This is a genomic window from Urinicoccus massiliensis (assembly GCF_900120405.1).
Classification (GTDB): Bacteria; Bacillota; Clostridia; order Tissierellales; family Peptoniphilaceae; genus Urinicoccus; species Urinicoccus massiliensis.
This window is the reverse complement of the sequence record NZ_LT635492.1, coordinates 696,091-712,044: the sequence shown is the minus strand read 5'-3', so window position 1 is coordinate 712,044 and position 15,954 is coordinate 696,091. Positions and strand designations below refer to the sequence as shown.

Here is a 15,954-nt window from a genome sequence, read left to right as displayed (position 1 = left end):
TGAAGGGAAGAGACAAGACGGGGGCGCCTTGTCTCCTTTCTTTATAAGGAGGGGACCCATGAACCCAATCCAAAACTACCTGGTGGAGAATTTTATTTTTCTAATTATCGTCTTTAGCACCTATTTTGTCGTTTCCGTCAAGTCCTCGGTGGACCGGGACATCAAGGTCAGGATGACGATCAATATGACCCTACTGCTCCTTATTTCCATCAACGCCTTTTATCTGGGCTACTTAAATGACCGGGGGATTTCTTCTGTAGCCTGGGTCCTGGCCAGCTTTTTCTTCTATGCCCTAAGGCCCCTGCCCATGGTGGCCATGATTAGGATGGTGGACAAGAAAAAGGCGGCCAACTACATTCCTGCCGGGCTCAATGCCCTGGTCTACTTGACCTGTTTTTCCCAAAGGCTTCAAGGAGCCCTAGGCATGAGCCAAAACCTGGCGGACTTTTTGGCCCAATACACCTGTACCATTACAGAGTGGGTCTATTGGATTATCTTCCTCTTTGTCTTAAATATGAAATTATACAAGGTATCCAACAAAAACCCCCTAGGGGCCTTTTGCTTTATTTCTGTTTTAATGACAGCTAATATTTTGGACTCTGCAGGGATTCGCCCGGGAATTTTAGTCAAGACCTATGCCATTAGCTTTTTGCTCTACTATCTTATGATCCACGTCTACATTTCCCAACAAGTCAACAGGGAAAAGGACATCAAGCTTAGGGAACAAAGGTTGTCCATGATGCTGTCTCAAATCCAGCCCCACTTTTTATACAACACCCTCAATACCATTACAGCCCTTTGTCGGACTAATCCCAAATTGGCAGAGGAAACCACTGTGAAGTTTTCCAAGTACCTCAGGGAGAACATGTACGGGGTAGACTCCAGGGAGGTCCACCCCTTTAGCCAGGAGTTGGACCATATCAAGATCTACCTAGATATTGAAAAACTCAGGTTTGGCTCCCGATTAAACATTGTCTACGACATCCAGTCCACGGACTTTGACGTGCCTGTTTTGACCCTGCAGCCCATTGTGGAAAATGCAGTCAAGCATGGGATTTGCAAAAGGTTGGAAGGGGGAACGGTGGAAATCAAGAGTCAAAAGATTGGCCGGGACCACATCATCACCATTATAGATGACGGAGAGGGCTTTGACCCGGAAAGGGTCCACCTGGATGGGAAAAAACACATAGGGATTGCCAATGCCTATGAAAGGTTAAAAAATACCGCCAAGGCCCAAATGGACATTGAATCCATGCCGGGTTTTGGCACCAAGGTTCGCATTCTGATTCCCGGAGAAAGGGAAAAAATACAGAGACTGGAGGGAGAACGTCGTGAAATACATAGTATTGGACGATGAGCCTTTGGCTGCCAACTACCTGGCAGACCTGGTTAGGGAAAATGACCCCAAGGCAGAGGTGACGGTGGAAACCAACCCCTTGAAGGGGCTGGACCTGGCCAAGAGGGAAGAGTTTCATGTCTACTTTATTGACATCCAAATGCCTGGCCTCAATGGGGTGGACTTTGCCAAGGAGCTGAAAAAAATCTATCCCAGAAGCAATTTTATCTTTGTTACAGGCTACGACGACTATATGAGAAATGCCTTTGACCTGGATGCCAGCGACTATATTATGAAGCCGGCCAGCTCGGACCAGGTGGGCCATGCTATTCAAAACCTGAGATACCAGCCGGAAGACATAAAAGAAGATTCGGAAAAACGAGTCAAGATTACCTGTTTTGGAAATTTTGACATCCTCATTGACGGAAGGCCGGTGAAGTTTAAATTTGACAAGACCAAGGAGCTCCTGGCCTTTTTGGTCCACCGGCGGGGAGCCCGGACTAGCAACCGGGAAATTATGGCCCACCTCTGGGAGGATGAGGGCCACGATTCCTATTTTCGCATGCTGAAAAAAGACCTGAGAGACTGCCTCCAGGACCTGGCCTGCCAGGACCTAATCTACACGGAAAGGGGCTATATGAGCCTGGCTCATCCAGACTGGATCCAGTGCGACTACTTTAGCTGGCTGGAAGATAAAGAAGCCGGGGCAGACCTCTACCATGGAGAGTACATGGCCCAATACTCCTGGGCCGAAGAAGTGAACTCACTTCTGGAGCAGGAAAAATATTATTTTTAAAATTTCTACCGGTATTGACACTTCATTGACAAGGACCCTGCTAGACTATCCTTAAAGTAGTAAAATAATTTAAGGAGGAAATAGCATGAACGAAAATGCAAAAGTAGCTAGGCTGCCAAATAAACTTGAAGCCTTAATACCCATTATCTTTTTATTGGCCGTTATGATCTCCAACTACGTCTTTGGCTGGGGTCAAGACCCCCACATTCCGGTAACCCTGTCTTGCGGTGTTGCCATGATCATCGGCTACCGCTGTGGCTATACATACAAGGACATGTTGGCTGCAGGCTTGGAAGCAGTCAACCAATCCCTGGAGGCCATTATCATCATTTTATTGGTGGGTTGCCTTATTGGGTCCTTTACCGCTTGTGGAACCATTCCCGCCGTTGTCTACTATGGCTTGAAACTCTTATCTCCGGGAATTTTCCTACCCTTTATCACCTTGATGTGTGCCGTTGTAGGGATTGCCCTGGGATCTGCCTGGACAGTATCGGCGACTTTGGGAATTGCCTTTATGGCCATTGGTAAGACCATGGGCTTAAACCCAGCCCTGATTGCCGGAGCCATCTTGTCCGGAGCCTGCTGTGGAGATAAATTTTCTCCCCTATCCGACTCCACCAACCTGGCAGCTGGAGCCTCCCAAACAGGTCTTTTCGACCACGTTGGGGCCATGGTAACCACAACCTTCCCAAGTTTGGTGATGGCCATTATCCTCTATGCCTTTTTCTCATTCTCCAGTGTCAATAGCTATGACCCAAGTCTAGCCAATCAACTTTCTGCAGAAATTGTAAACCACTATGACTATATGAGCCCCTTGCTCTTGATCCCCATCTTGATGATTATCATCGTTGCCGTTATTAAGATGCCGGCCATTCCATCCATTGTTCTCTTGTCCTTGGTAGGGTGCGGTTTTGCAGCTGTCCTCCAAGGGGCCGGAATTGCCGATTGTATCCGGATGCTCCACTATGGTTATTCTGCCGAATCTCAAAACGAATTGTTCTCCAACCTGGTCAACCGCGGGGGAATGGACAGTATGCTTTGGACCAACAACCTGGTTATTGTGGCTGTGGCCTTTGGTGGAATCCTACAAAAAATTGGAGCCATTGAATCCATCCTGGGTCACTTGATCCACAAGGTCAAGACCCCCTTCCAATTGGTTTTTGTCACTCTTGCAACTTCCATCTTCTGTATTACCACCATGTGTGACCAATATCTAGGTTTAATTATCCCATCCTCTATGTACAAGGATAATTATGACCAAATGGGCCTGGGCCGGAACATGTTGTCCAGAACCCTGGAAGACGGTGGAACCCTCTGGTCACCCCTAGTACCCTGGTCTTCTTGCGGATCCTACCATACATCCGTTCTAGGAGTCCCCACCCTGTCCTACCTACCCTATTGCTTTATGAACCTAATCAACCCAATCTTTGCCCTAGTTACGGCAAGTTGGGGAGGAAACATCCTCTTTGCAGATGGGTCCAGAACCACCTTCTATGGAAAACTGAAAAAGGGCCGCGGCCCTGCAGGAGCGCCGGAAGAAGCGCATGAAATTGCCATGAAGGCCCTGGTTGAAAGAAGAAAAGCAGGAATCTATAAGAGTCTTTAAGAAAAAGTGAGTGAAAGCGATGAAATACTATGGAATTCTACCGGAGCGGAAGCTTTGGGTCAAAATAGCCGCCCTGATTTTAGGGGTCTTATCCAGCTACCAGGCCCTTGTCCACCAAAATTGGTTTTTCATGCCCTTTGGCCTGGTGGTAATCCTGGCCAGCTTTTCAGAAAGAAAGCAAGTGGTATCAGACCAAGGTGTGGACATTGAGTACAGGGTCTTGGGTCATTGCTTTCAAAACCTTTGGACCTATGAAGAAATTCAGGCCATCCACAAGGACAGCTTGAAGTCGGCCCCTAGAGTGGAAGTCCACTTTAACAAGGGGGCCATCAACCGACGATTTATCTTTAGTCCGGAAGATGCTCGGGGCATTGAGGACCTGGTCCGGGAAAAATTGCCCAAGATGAAGATTTTAGAGGTAAACCATCGGAAATAAATTACTTTCCCTCATAGGAGGTCGGTAGCCTGGGATTTTCCCAAGCCATCCGGCCTCTTATTTTATGCCTGGCCTTGATTGTAATTCTCAAAAGGCCTTGACAGGGCCGGGGGATTTTGCTATCCTGAAAAGGAAGAGAATCTTCAGGGCGAGGTGTAATTCCTCACCGGTGGTGATAGTCCACGAGTCGCAAGACTGAATCGGTGTAATTCCGATACCGACGGTATAGTCCGGATGAAAGAAGGATCTTATAGCCCCGAAGTTGTGGGCATTTTTTTATGCCTAAATATAAGGAGGTTACAATGAATCAAGTAAACATCAAGTCAGTAAGACCGAGAATAGCCACCAGGACCATGACCAAGATCAGTGTCCTATCGGTGATTGCCTTTATTTTAATGTATGTAGATTTTCCCATTACCTTTTTGGCGCCGGGTTTTATTAAGATGGACATTTCAGATGTCCCGGCCCTTATTGGCGGCTTTGCCATGGGACCTTTTGCCGGAATGATTATCGAGGGCATCAAGGTTATCTTGGAAATGATTTTTAAGGGAACCACCACCGGCGGGGTCGGGGAGTTATCCAACTTCCTAGTTGGTTGTGCCTTTGTCATCCCATCCAGCCTCATCTACCACCACCACAAGTCCTACCGGAGTGCCCTTATAGGCCTTCTAGTCAGTATCCTGGTGATGACTGCCTTTTCCACCATCAGCAATTATTTCTTTATCTTTCCCTTATATTCTAAGTTCATGCCCATGGACGCCATTATTGCAGCAGGAAGTGCTGTTAGCCACAAGGTGACAGACCTTTGGTCACTTATGGTCTACTGTATGATTCCCTTTAACCTATTTAAGGGAGTGGTGGCCGGCCTGGTAACCCTTCTTTTATACAAGAGGGTGTCTCCCATTCTCCACAAGTAAAGTTTACAAGAAGCCATCCTGGAAGAGGGTGGTTTTTTTATTGGAGAAAATTTTCAAAAAATATAGGGTAATTCAAGATATTGAGAGCCTATGCCAAAATGGTATAATGGAAATGATTTAAGCTGGGACCCAGGTTTGAACCGGGTCCAAGTATATTTAATCCAAGGAGGAGAGTAGAAGTGAAAAAAGATGCTCAAGTGCCCAAGTATGGGATGCGGAAATTATCCATTGGTTTTGTTTCTTGTCTTTTAGGGTTGACCCTGGTGGCAGGTCTTGTTCCAGGCCAGGCCTATGCAAGTTCCAAGACGGATTTAGCAAAGATGACAGAGGTCAAGGAAGACAAGAAGTCTTTTGACGTTCGGGTCAAGGAGGCCAAGGAGGCCTTGAAAAAATACATGGACACCCTGGACCCTGCCGTTTTGGACAACCCGGCCATCCACTATGAAAATGACCAGGTCAAGGGCCAAGTCAAGGCAGCGATTCAAAGGGCCAAGGACCTCTTGGCTGATGATAAGATAGACCAGGCCAAGTTGGAAGAAATGGAAAAAATTCCCTTTAAGAATGTCGACGGGAAAAAGTCCGGTCTCTTCAGGGACTTTACCCACAAGGCCCTGGTGGACTTTGAAGTTTTAGGAGACAGGGACCAAGAAAACCCCCATAATAAAAAGAAGTATACCACCTTAAAGGACAATAAGATCCGGATCAAAACCAACTTGAAAGAGGCCAAGAAGATGGGAGAAAGCGACAAGGTCTTCTTGAAGCTCAACTATGTAAAGGACCAAGACTACAAGGACCAAAAGATAGACGCCCTATCTTCCTCTACACCCAAGTACAAGAAGCAAGAGCTTCCTATTGGGGACTATAGTGTCAAGGCTGTGGACCAAGGCTATGAAATTACCATCCACAAGCTTCCAGAAGCCTGCAAGTTTATCAAGCCCATTGTCATGGTAAAATTGGCCGACAAGACCTATTTTGAAAATGGGGACCTGGTCTTTGCCGGTCTGGAAAAATCTGACCAAAAGGCGGAAAAGGCCAAGTATGAAAAATATATCTATGGCTATGAGGACCAAAGTTTCCGTCCGGAAGGAAAAATTAGCCGGGCTGAGGCGGCATCCATGATTGCCCACCTGGCAGGCTTGGACCTGACAGACCAATCCAAGGCCAACTTTAAGGACACCCCTAGCGCCTGGTACAATGCAGCCATCCATGCCATGGTGAAAAAAGACCTCATGCTGGCAGACAAGGATGGCAATTTCCGCCCCAATGACCCCATTACCCGGGGAGAATTTGCCCGGGCCCTGGCAGGAATTGACAAGAAGTCAGACAAAAAGGCCCCCTTTGCCGACATCAAGGGTCATGAATTTGAAGAAGCCATCAACCAAGCCTATGGCAATGGCCACATTGTAGGCTATCCCGATGGCAGCTTTAAACCCAATGGTCAAATCCAAAGGGCAGAAGCTGTAACCATCCTCAACCACTATGATGGTCGGATTAAGGACCAAAAAGACCTCCTAAAAGAGGCCAAGGACCTGAAGACCTTTAAGGATGTCAAGGAAGGCTACTGGGCCTATGTCCAAGTCGTCTTGGCAGCCAACAGCTTCAAATAAATAAAAATAAATTCATAAAAGAAAGCCCGGACCTTCCGGGCTTTTCTCATAAAAAAGGCAAGACTTGCGTCTTGCCTTTTGTCTTTTAATTGTTGTTGTCGTCTTTTTTAGACTTAGATTTTTTTGAAGACTTTCTGGAATCCTTGTTGTTGTCATTGCTATTGTTGTCGGACCGTCTTTTTCTTTCTTTCCTGTCCTTCTTGTCGTCGTTGTTGTTGTTGTCCTTCTTATTGCCGTCCTCGTCTTCTGTTTTCGGTTTTGGCCGGTAGAGTTTGTTGGTGTTTTTGGGTGAGGTTCCCTCAACAAAGATTTCTGTATAGCCGGCACCGGAAAGGTACTTGCGATAGAGGCCATCGGGTTTTTCAAATTCCTTGTCCTCCAGACCTTGGTGGACATCAGTCATAATAGCCCTCCATAGCCGGGCAGCCATTCTGGAATAGTCCCGTAGGGGGGTGTTGTCATCATTTCCAATCCAAACGCTACAGGTGTAGTAGGGGGTGTAACCCACGAACCAGGAGTCCCGTTTCCGGTTGGTGGTCCCGGTTTTTCCAGCTTCATGGAAGCCCGGAAGGTTGGCGTAGGTTCCTGTACCCTGCCGGACTACATCTTGCAAGATGCTGGTTAGGATATAGGCATTTTGCTTGCTCATAACCTCCTTGGGAGTCCGGTCAGCCTCGTAGAGTTTTTCACCAATACTAGAAGTAATGGAGTCTACAAAGGTGGGTTTGATGTATTGGCCCTGGTTGGCAATGGCGGAAAAGCCACCAGCCATTTCCAGGGGACTAATCCCGTATTTCATCCCACCCAGACAAAGGGCCGAGGGGTTAAAGTCGTTGTATTTCGGATCCTTGTCCGGAAGGACCAGGCTGCTAATACCAATGTTTTCTAAATTGTCCACGATCTTTTGCCAAGAGTCATCGTCATTGCGACCGATGCTGCGGCCTACCAGGTAGGAGCCTACGTTGGAAGAGTTGATAACCAATTTTCGAACGGTGGTCCAACCTTGGTAACCAGTGGAGTTTTTAGGAGCATAGGGAGTCTTGCGACTCTTGGAAATGGGGGAGTCATTGTAGGCATCCCCGGCAGTAATTCCATGGTTTAAAGCCGTCATATAGACGGAAATGGGCTTGATGGAAGATCCCGGTTGTCGGGGGTTCTTGGCCCGGTTTAGGATGTTGCTTCCGGCAATGCCCCGGCCGCCAATAAGGGCCCGGACTTGACCAGTGGATTGGTCCAAGATAACCGAACCAACCTGGGGTTGGGGAAGGCCGTGCTTGTCGGTGTGGTTACCGGCAAAGTAGCGGTCCTTACTAACTACGTCTTGGAGTTTATTTTGCATGTCCAAATCCAGGGAGGTGGCAATGTGGAGGCCTCCGTTATAGAGGAGGTTGTTGGCCTCTTCGCTGGTGTGGCCTTGGGCCTTTAGGATTTCTAAAACTTCATCCTTGACAGCGTCCACATAATAGGAAGAAAGTCCCTTGGTCTTTCGAGTTCCTAGGGCAATTTGAATGGGTTGGGCCATGGCTTGGTCATATTCTTGGGGGCTGATAAAGCCCAGTTGCTTCATCTTGTAGAGGACCACTTCCTGCCGGTCCTTGGACTTGGGATTAAAGACCGCCTTGCCCATGGTGTATTCTCCCGAGAGAATTTGCGAATAGTCGTAGATGTCAATCTTTCCATTTTCGTAGAAATACTTGGCCCATCTTGCTTCTTCGTCTGTGACATCGTGGGGTTCCTTTTGGGGGGTCAAGTTCAATTCAACAGTGGACAGGTCATCTTCTGGACCAATGGCTTCCACAGTAAAGGGAGTGTATTTTGTAGGGTATTGGGTAATACCGGCAATTAGGGCCGATTCCGCCAGGGTCAATTCAGATACGTCCTTGTTGAAAAAGGTCTTGGCGGCCGCTTGAACACCTACAGTCCCCTTGGAATAGGAGGCTGAATTTAAGTAGCCCTCTAAAATTTCTGGTTTAGAAAGTTCATTTTCCAAGCGGTAGGCATTGTAAATATCCTTTAACTTCCGGCCAAAGGTCTTGTCGTGGCTGGTATAGAGGTTCTTTGCCAGCTGCATGGTAATGGTTGAAGCCCCTTGGTCCAGGGACCGGGTCTTTAAATCGTAGATCATGGCTGAAACCACCCGGCGGAAGTCCACACCGGAGTGCTTATAAAACCGCTCGTCCTCAATGGCCACAGCAGCCTTTTGCATGGACTCAGGAATTTGGGACAAGGGGACGAATTCTAAGTATTCGTTTTGGACAAGTCTTTCCACAAGCTGGTCGTCTTTATCGTAAACTCCACTGGTTTCAGAGAGGACTTTTCGATAGTTCTTGGGGTCGATGTCCGGAGAATCTTTGAGGGTTGAAATGGTATAGGTTGCCAGGATCCCACCTAGGCTAACCAGGAGGATGCAACCCAATAAAAATAATACCTTTAAAGCGCCTAGGAATCCAAATCCCTTGTGGGATTTTGACCTTGAGCGTGGTCGTTGACTCATAGAAACCTTCCTTTCATGGTGTATTTATCTAGAATACCATTTCTATTATAGCATGGATTCCTTGATTTGGTGAGATTTTATAAAAATTAGGAAAGTCTTAAAAAAATTCTTTTCTTCCTTATAAGAAGGGGACTGGGAGCCAGGGGCAAAATAAGGGCCATATTTTGTTAAAATTTAGATTTAAAGCTTGTAATGGAAAAGAAGTGTGCTATAATAGCAAAAGATAGAAAAAGGAGTCAAAGACATGTTTAAAGGATCAATCACAGATGTTCCAGGCATCAAGGTAGGCCACAGCGAAATCAAAGAAGGCCTTACAGGGGTTACAGTTATCCTTCCTCCAGAAGGGACAGTAGCCGGTGTTGATGTGCGTGGAGCTGCCCCGGGGACCCGGGAAACAGACCTTTTAAAACCGGAAAATACGGTCCAGGGAGTCAATGCCATCTTCCTATCTGGGGGATCAGCCTATGGTCTTGCCGTGGGGGACGGAATTATGAAGGCCCTGGAAGAAAGAGGGATTGGTCTGGATGTTGTCGTAGCCCAAGTGCCCATTGTGGCTGGCGCTGTTATTTTTGACTTGACCACTGGTGACCCAAAAATTCGACCGGGCGCCAAGGAAGGCTACCAAGCCGTAGTCAATGCCAAGGAAGAAACAGCCCAAGGCCTGGTTGGTGCCGGCCTAGGGGCCAGCGTGGGAAAATATAAGGGCCTGGACTATGCCATGAAAAGCGGTCTGGGAACAGCTTCCATGAAGGTAGGCGACCTAGTTGTGGGAGCTCTTGTTATTACCAATGCCTTTGGAGACATCTACGATGCCAGAAACAATGAAAAAATTGCCGGAGCCTATGACCGGGAAAAGAAGTCTTTTATCAACACCCGCCAGGCCCTCTTTAACCAAGAGGGGCGAAATTTCATCGGGGGCAATACAACCATTGCCTGCCTGGCCACCAACGGCAAGTTTAACAAGGCCCAATGCCAAAAAATCGCCGGCATGGCCCACAATGGCTATGCAAGAAGTATCTTTCCCGTCCATACCGCCAATGATGGGGACACCATTTTCTGTCTGGCTACAGGTCAAGTGGAGGCAGACGTCTCCCTGGTGGGAGCCATGGCAACAGAGGTCATCTCCCAAGCCATTTACAACAGTGTAGCTGTCCATAATTGCGGCGGACTACCCGGAAGGGAGTCCCTAGAATGACCGGCATCTAGAAATAGAGCTGGATCGGAGGTAAAAATGAATCAAACAAACAAATCAGCAGTCAGTCAAAAAAGTGCTACAAGACGCCTTGTCATTGTAGCCATGTTAGGGGCCATCACCTTTGTTTTGGGCCTAACCCCCCTGGGATTTGTCCCCATTGGACCCCTAAATGCAACCACCATGCACATCCCGGTTATTATTGGGGCCGTGCTGGAAGGACCCCTGGTAGGGGGCTTGGTTGGCCTTATTTTTGGCCTATCTAGTTTATTTAACGCCATTACCCGGCCAACAGCCATCAGCTTTTGCTTTTACAACCCCTTAATTTCCATTGTGCCCAGGATCCTCCTTGGTCTCATTGCTGGTTATTTATTTAAATTTTTAAAAAACAAGGACTCCCACACCACCAAAAAAGTGGTTCAAGTGGGCTGGATTGCTATTATTGCCTTCTTACTCTATGGCCTCTACCGGTCTTTAGTACCAGAAGTAAAAATCTATGCAGCCATCCTCAATGGAGTCCTATCCATTGTGAGCCTTGTTTTGTTCTTCTATCTAAAGAAATACGATGAAAAGAACTTTGCCGTAATGGTCAGCGCCTTTGTCGCCACCATTATGCACACCATTATGGTTATGGGAGGAATCTACATCTTCTTTGCAGAAAGATTCCTGGCAGCCATCAAGCCGGACGCATCCCTGGAAATGGCCCGAAAGGTTATTTTTTCCTTTATCTTTACCAGTGGGGTGCCGGAAGCAATTATCGCAGTCATTATTACAGCGGCCGTGGCCAATGCTGTAAGAGAAAGGATTACAAACTAAATGTTATTAGTGATTGATGTAGGAAATACCAATATCGTCTTTGGTGTCTACAAGGAAAAGGAACTGATCCACGACTGGCGGATTGCCAGCGACAAAAACAAAAGCAGTGACGAATACGGCCTGCTTTTCCAACAAATTCTAGCCAACAGGGAAATTACACCGGAAATGATTGACGACGTCATTATTTCTTCCGTTGTCCCCAACCTTATGCATACCCTGCCCAATATGATTGTAAAGTACTTCCACAAGGACCCCATTGTTGTGGAGGCGGGAATTAAAACCGGTTTGAACATTTGCTACGACAACCCCAAGGAAGTGGGGGCAGACCGGATTGTCAATGCCGTAGGAGCCCTGGAAAAATACGGTGGCCCCTTGATTGTCATTGACATTGGAACGGCCATTACTTTTTGTGTCATCAGCGAAAAACGACAATACCTGGGAGGCTTGATCCTGCCGGGAATCGGCATCAGTGCCGATGCCCTCTTTATGCGGACCTCTAAGCTGCCCAAGATTGAAATTGTAGAAGCCCCCAAGGTCATTGCCAAGACCACTGTAACCAGTATGCAGTCAGGCCTCTACTTCGGATTTTCCAGCATGATTGACGGGATTATCGAGTCCATCTTAAAGGAATCCAAAAAGAAGGCCCAAGACGTAAATATTGTTGCAACAGGAGGCTTTGCCACCATGTTGGTCAGTCGGAGTAAGTACGACATCCTCATTGATCGCTATTTAACCCTAGACGGTTTGCGGATTGTCTATGAAATGAACCATTAACAAGAACCTCCCGCTTAGCGGGGGGTTTTTTAGAAAGGATACCATGAACCTATACCTAGCACCCCTGGCGGGCTATACAGACCCCTGCTACCGGGCCATTGTGGATGACTTTCATCCCGCCGGCATGGTAACGGAAATGGTCAGTATGCGGGCCCTCTACTACAAGGATAAAAAAACCCTAAAGATGCTGACCCCACCCCAGGAGAAAAATACAAGTCTACAAATTTTTGGCGACGACCCCCAGATTATGGAAACCTGTGTCCGGGAATACTTAAACCACCTGCCGGGCTTTGTGGCCTTTGAAATCAACATGGGTTGTCCGGCGCCTAAGATTGTCAAGTCCCGGTCTGGATCTGGCCTCTTGCTGGACCAAGACAGGGCCTTTGAAATCATCCAAAGGGTCAAGGAGGCGGCTAACCGTCCTGTGGGAGTCAAGACCCGTAAGGGCTTTCATGAGGATGAGCTGGGTATGGACCTGGCCCTAAGGGCCCAGGAGGCCGGGGCGGACTACCTGGTTATCCACGGTCGGACCCGGGACATGTACTATGAGGGGAAAAGTGATTGGGACTTTATCCACCGCCTGGCCCGGGAAGTAAAAATTCCCGTCTACGGCAATGGGGATATTTTTACCATCCAAGAAGCCCAGGACCGCTTGGCCGCCAAGGACTTGGCTGGGGTTTACATTGGCCGGGGGGCCATTGGCAACCCCTGGATCTTCCAGGGCATCCAGCCCAGCCTGGAGGAAAGAATCCGGGTCATGATGGACCACTTGGACAAGGCCCTGGCCTATTATGGAGAAAAACAGGGAATTTTAGAAATGCGCAAGCACCTTTTAGCCTACATGAAGGGACTAAAGTCTTGCAAGGAAGTCAAAGTAGCCTTAATGAGGGCCAAGGACAGGGAAGAAATCAGGCAAATCCTGGTAAATTACCAGGAAGACCAGATCCATCCTTGACAATTTCCCCTTTATTGGCTATAATAATTCACATTATTAAAGCAAGAGATGAGTCTTGTTTAGGTTAGGAGAGAAGAATGGATAAGGATATATTTTTCACCCCGGAAGGGTTGGATAAGATTGAAAAAGAAATTGAGTATTTAAAAACAGTTCGCCGTAAGGAAGTGGCTGAAAGAATTCGCGTGGCCTTGGGTTACGGGGACTTGTCTGAAAATTCAGAATACGATGAGGCTAAAAATGAACAAGCCCATGTAGAAGAAAGAATTGCCAAGCTGGAAAACATGGTTAGAAATGCCAAGGTGGTTGAAGAAAACGAAATTGACAAGGACACTGTTGGCGTAGGAACCCATGTCAAGGTCAAGGATAAAAAATCCGGCCAAGAAGATGTTTTCGATATTGTAGGTTCAGCTGAAGCAGACCCCTTGGAGGGAAAAATTTCCAATGAAAGCCCGGTGGGAGCAGCCTTGATTGGTTGCAAAATCGGCGATGTAGCAGAAGTTGAAGTGCCGGATGGAGTGATTCACTACGAAGTTGTTGAAATTTCACTCTAGGGCCAGGAGGTAGAAAAGTGGAAAATTTAAATGAAATGCGACTCATGCGGCGTCAAAAGTTACAAGAACTCCAAGATGCCGGGAAAAATCCCTTTGTCCATGAGAAATACGATGTAAAAGAGTATTCCACAGACATTAAAGACCATTATTCAGACTACGAAGGCAAGGAAGTTTCTGTGGCCGGACGGATTATGAGTAAACGGGGCCATGGAAAGATTATGTTCCTGGACCTTCAAGACATGAAGGGCCGGATTCAACTTTTCGCCCGAAAAGACGTCCTGGAAGAGGGCTATGCAGATGTGAAGGCCTGGGATATTGGAGACATTGTCGGCATCAAGGGAGAGGTCTTTACCACCCAGGCTGGAGAAGTTTCCATCCGGGTGACCCAAGCCGTCCTCTTAAGTAAGAGCCTGCAAATTTTACCCGAAAAATTCCACGGCCTCAAGGACACAGACCTTCGCTACCGTCAACGCTATGTAGACCTCATTGTCAATCCTGAAAACAAGGAAATTTTCATTAAACGGTCCAAGATCATCAAGGCTATCCGCCGCTTTTTAGATGACCTGGGCTATTTGGAAGTGGACACCCCCATCCTGGGAACCGTGGCTGGTGGAGCCAATGCCCGTCCCTTCTTAACCCACCACAATGCCTTGGATATTGACATGCAAATGCGGATTGCCAACGAACTTTTCCTAAAGCGCCTTATTGTCGGGGGCTTTGACAAGGTCTATGAAATGGGCAAGATGTTCCGAAATGAAGGCATCGACACCCGGCACAATCCCGAATTTACCAATATCGAATTATACCAAGCCTATACCGACTATGAAGAAATGATGCGGATTACAGAAAACATGTTTGCCTATGTAGCCCAAGAAGTATTGGGAACAGCCAAGATCAACTACCAAGGTGTGGACATTGACCTGACCCCTCCTTGGAGACGGATCACCATGCATGATGCCGTAAAAGAATACGCCGGTATTGACTTTGACCAAGTAAAGACCGACCAAGAAGCCTTGGACTTGGCCAAAAAACACGGCCTTAAACCTGAAGCCTTCTGGACCAAGGGCCACGTTTTAAGTGAACTCTTTGAAGAATACTGCGAAGAAAAGCTGGTTCAACCCACCTTCGTCATTGGCCACCCGGTGGAAATTTCTCCCCTTTCCAAGAGAAATCCCGACCATCCGGAAATTACCCAACGCTTTGAAGCCTTTATCAACACTTGGGAATTTGCCAATGCCTTTTCAGAATTAAACGACCCCATTGACCAAAAGGGCCGCTTTGAAAAACAATTGGAAGACAAGAAAGAGGGAGACGACGAAGCCCATCCCATGGACTACGACTTCATCAATGCCCTGGAAGTAGGACTTCCTCCCACAGGAGGCCTGGGAATTGGTGTAGACCGAATGATTATGCTCTTAACAGACCAAGCCAGCATCCGGGATATAATCCTCTTTCCTACCATGAAGCCCCTGGAAGGAGAAACAGAAGGCAAGGCAGCAAGCCCCAAGGCAGAAGCCACTCCTGTGAAAGACCTGGACCTTTCTAAGATCCAAATCGAACCCCTCTTCCAAGAAGAAGTGGACTTTGATACCTTCTCAAAATCAGACTTTAGGGTTGTCAAGGTTAAAGAATGTGTAGAAGTACCCAAGTCCAAGAAACTCTTGAAGTTCACCCTGGACGATGGCAGCGGCCAAGACAGGACCATCCTGTCCGGCATTAAAAACTTCTATACAGCCGAAGAATTGGTAGGCAAAAAGCTCTTAGCCATTACCAACCTGCCGGCCCGGAAGATGATGGGAGAAGAATCCTGTGGTATGCTCCTATCAGCCATTTGCGACTACGATGGAGAGGAAATGTTAAACCTAATTATCCTAGACCCCTCCATTCCAGCAGGATCAAAAATTTATTAAAAGAACACGCTAATTATGAAACTGGGGTTTGTTATGAATCCCAGTTTAATTTTATAATTGGATTAATAGAATTATTAAGCTATACAATAGAATCAATTTAAAGAAAAATAAACATTGGATAATCTCAGACGATAGAAATTAAAAACTCTATCGTCTTTTTTACTCAAAATAAGGACGGAATAACACAACAAATTCTCTAAAACAAAACAATAAATCAATGTAAGATTGAATGAAATCAATATTTATCCTATAATTAAATAAATCTAATAAAGAGAAAAATATGGATATTATGGCACTTAACTATAAACCATTATGGATACAGTTAGCAAAAAAAGGATTAAAGAAAACAGACGTAATAGCCATGGCAGGAATTACAACAAATGTTATGGCACAAATGGGCAAGGATAAACCAATTACATTTAAGAATTTAGAAAGAATATGTAAGGCTTTAACTTGCACTCCTAATGATATTATTAGTTTTGAAGATGAGTTTGAAAGAGAGATTTAAAATTAAACGGGGATATATTAAAATACAAAAAAATATTATTTAAATGGTCAAAACAC

The 15,954-nt window shown here is 46.7% G+C and carries 14 protein-coding genes and 1 riboswitch; of the genes, 13 read left to right on the top strand and 1 reads right to left on the bottom strand.

Annotation, left to right across the window (positions count from 1 at the left end):
* Window positions 1-58 precede the first annotated feature (58 nt).
* From BQ7400_RS03845 to BQ7400_RS10800, 6 genes are all read left to right on the top strand, one after another.
* The gene (locus tag BQ7400_RS03845) at window positions 59-1,357 is read left to right on the top strand and encodes a sensor histidine kinase (RefSeq protein WP_072469536.1); all 1,299 of its coding nucleotides are present in this window, start codon (window positions 59-61) and stop codon (window positions 1,355-1,357) included.
* Window positions 1,332-2,132, top strand: a complete 801-nt coding sequence (locus tag BQ7400_RS03840) for a response regulator transcription factor (protein ID WP_034440978.1) — start codon at window positions 1,332-1,334, stop codon at window positions 2,130-2,132. Before BQ7400_RS03845 ends, BQ7400_RS03840 begins: the two co-directional genes overlap by 26 nt.
* Before the next feature lie 85 nt (window positions 2,133-2,217).
* Entirely contained in the window at window positions 2,218-3,738 is a 1,521-nt protein-coding gene (gene nhaC / locus BQ7400_RS03835; protein ID WP_072469535.1) for a Na+/H+ antiporter NhaC, read from the top strand.
* A gap of 19 nt (window positions 3,739-3,757) precedes the next feature.
* The gene (locus BQ7400_RS03830) at window positions 3,758-4,174 is read left to right on the top strand and encodes a hypothetical protein (RefSeq protein ID WP_072469534.1); all 417 of its coding nucleotides are present in this window, start codon (window positions 3,758-3,760) and stop codon (window positions 4,172-4,174) included.
* 135 nt (window positions 4,175-4,309) lie between these two features.
* Window positions 4,310-4,424, top strand: a riboswitch (FMN riboswitch).
* Window positions 4,425-4,476: 52 nt separating this feature from the next.
* A complete protein-coding gene (locus BQ7400_RS03825; RefSeq protein WP_072469533.1) occupies window positions 4,477-5,091 on the top strand; it encodes an ECF transporter S component in 615 nt (204 codons plus the stop codon).
* A gap of 179 nt (window positions 5,092-5,270) precedes the next feature.
* Window positions 5,271-6,698 carry an S-layer homology domain-containing protein gene (locus tag BQ7400_RS10800; protein WP_180371948.1) on the top strand — a complete coding sequence of 476 codons (1,428 nt, stop codon included), beginning with the start codon at window positions 5,271-5,273 and terminating at the stop codon, window positions 6,696-6,698.
* Between the two features lie 85 nt (window positions 6,699-6,783).
* Here BQ7400_RS10800 and BQ7400_RS03815 read toward each other — a convergent pair whose 3' ends face one another.
* Entirely contained in the window at window positions 6,784-9,192 is a 2,409-nt protein-coding gene (locus tag BQ7400_RS03815; protein ID WP_072469532.1) for a transglycosylase domain-containing protein, read from the bottom strand.
* A 244-nt stretch (window positions 9,193-9,436) separates the two neighbouring features.
* Here BQ7400_RS03815 and BQ7400_RS03810 point away from each other — a divergent pair, with 244 nt between their 5' ends.
* The 7 genes from BQ7400_RS03810 to BQ7400_RS03780 all read left to right on the top strand — a co-directional run bounded on the left by BQ7400_RS03810 (window position 9,437) and on the right by BQ7400_RS03780 (window position 15,898).
* A complete protein-coding gene (locus tag BQ7400_RS03810) occupies window positions 9,437-10,387 on the top strand; it encodes a P1 family peptidase (protein WP_034440973.1) in 951 nt (316 codons plus the stop codon).
* A gap of 36 nt (window positions 10,388-10,423) precedes the next feature.
* Window positions 10,424-11,200, top strand: coding sequence for an ECF transporter S component (locus BQ7400_RS03805; RefSeq protein WP_072469531.1), 777 nt, complete (start codon window positions 10,424-10,426; stop codon window positions 11,198-11,200).
* The gene (locus BQ7400_RS03800; RefSeq protein ID WP_034440971.1) at window positions 11,201-11,974 is read left to right on the top strand and encodes a type III pantothenate kinase; all 774 of its coding nucleotides are present in this window, start codon (window positions 11,201-11,203) and stop codon (window positions 11,972-11,974) included.
* Between the two features lie 43 nt (window positions 11,975-12,017).
* Window positions 12,018-12,929 (top strand): tRNA dihydrouridine synthase, encoded by a 912-nt coding sequence (locus BQ7400_RS03795; RefSeq protein WP_072469530.1) that lies wholly within the window; start codon window positions 12,018-12,020, stop codon window positions 12,927-12,929.
* A gap of 77 nt (window positions 12,930-13,006) precedes the next feature.
* On the top strand, window positions 13,007-13,480 hold the full coding sequence (gene greA, locus BQ7400_RS03790) for a transcription elongation factor GreA (protein WP_034441045.1): 474 nt from the start codon (window positions 13,007-13,009) through the stop codon (window positions 13,478-13,480).
* A gap of 35 nt (window positions 13,481-13,515) precedes the next feature.
* Window positions 13,516-15,390, top strand: a complete 1,875-nt coding sequence (gene lysS, locus BQ7400_RS03785) for a lysine--tRNA ligase (RefSeq protein WP_072469659.1) — start codon at window positions 13,516-13,518, stop codon at window positions 15,388-15,390.
* Window positions 15,391-15,670: 280 nt separating this feature from the next.
* Window positions 15,671-15,898, top strand: a complete 228-nt coding sequence (locus tag BQ7400_RS03780; protein ID WP_425445221.1) for a helix-turn-helix domain-containing protein — start codon at window positions 15,671-15,673, stop codon at window positions 15,896-15,898.
* Window positions 15,899-15,954: the final 56 nt, after the last annotated feature.

Coding starts and splice junctions, on each gene's coding strand:
- BQ7400_RS03805 (WP_072469531.1), top strand. CDS start 10,424: ATGAATCAAACAAACAAATCAGCAGTCAGTCAAAAAAGTGCTACAAGA.
- BQ7400_RS03800 (WP_034440971.1), top strand. CDS start 11,201: ATGTTATTAGTGATTGATGTAGGAAATACCAATATCGTCTTTGGTGTC.
- BQ7400_RS03795 (WP_072469530.1), top strand. CDS start 12,018: ATGAACCTATACCTAGCACCCCTGGCGGGCTATACAGACCCCTGCTAC.
- BQ7400_RS03815 (WP_072469532.1), bottom strand. CDS start 9,192: ATGAGTCAACGACCACGCTCAAGGTCAAAATCCCACAAGGGATTTGGA.
- BQ7400_RS03810 (WP_034440973.1), top strand. CDS start 9,437: ATGTTTAAAGGATCAATCACAGATGTTCCAGGCATCAAGGTAGGCCAC.
- greA (WP_034441045.1), top strand. CDS start 13,007: ATGGATAAGGATATATTTTTCACCCCGGAAGGGTTGGATAAGATTGAA.
- lysS (WP_072469659.1), top strand. CDS start 13,516: ATGCGACTCATGCGGCGTCAAAAGTTACAAGAACTCCAAGATGCCGGG.
- BQ7400_RS03780 (WP_425445221.1), top strand. CDS start 15,671: ATGGATATTATGGCACTTAACTATAAACCATTATGGATACAGTTAGCA.
- BQ7400_RS03845 (WP_072469536.1), top strand. CDS start 59: ATGAACCCAATCCAAAACTACCTGGTGGAGAATTTTATTTTTCTAATT.
- BQ7400_RS03825 (WP_072469533.1), top strand. CDS start 4,477: ATGAATCAAGTAAACATCAAGTCAGTAAGACCGAGAATAGCCACCAGG.
- nhaC (WP_072469535.1), top strand. CDS start 2,218: ATGAACGAAAATGCAAAAGTAGCTAGGCTGCCAAATAAACTTGAAGCC.
- BQ7400_RS03830 (WP_072469534.1), top strand. CDS start 3,758: ATGAAATACTATGGAATTCTACCGGAGCGGAAGCTTTGGGTCAAAATA.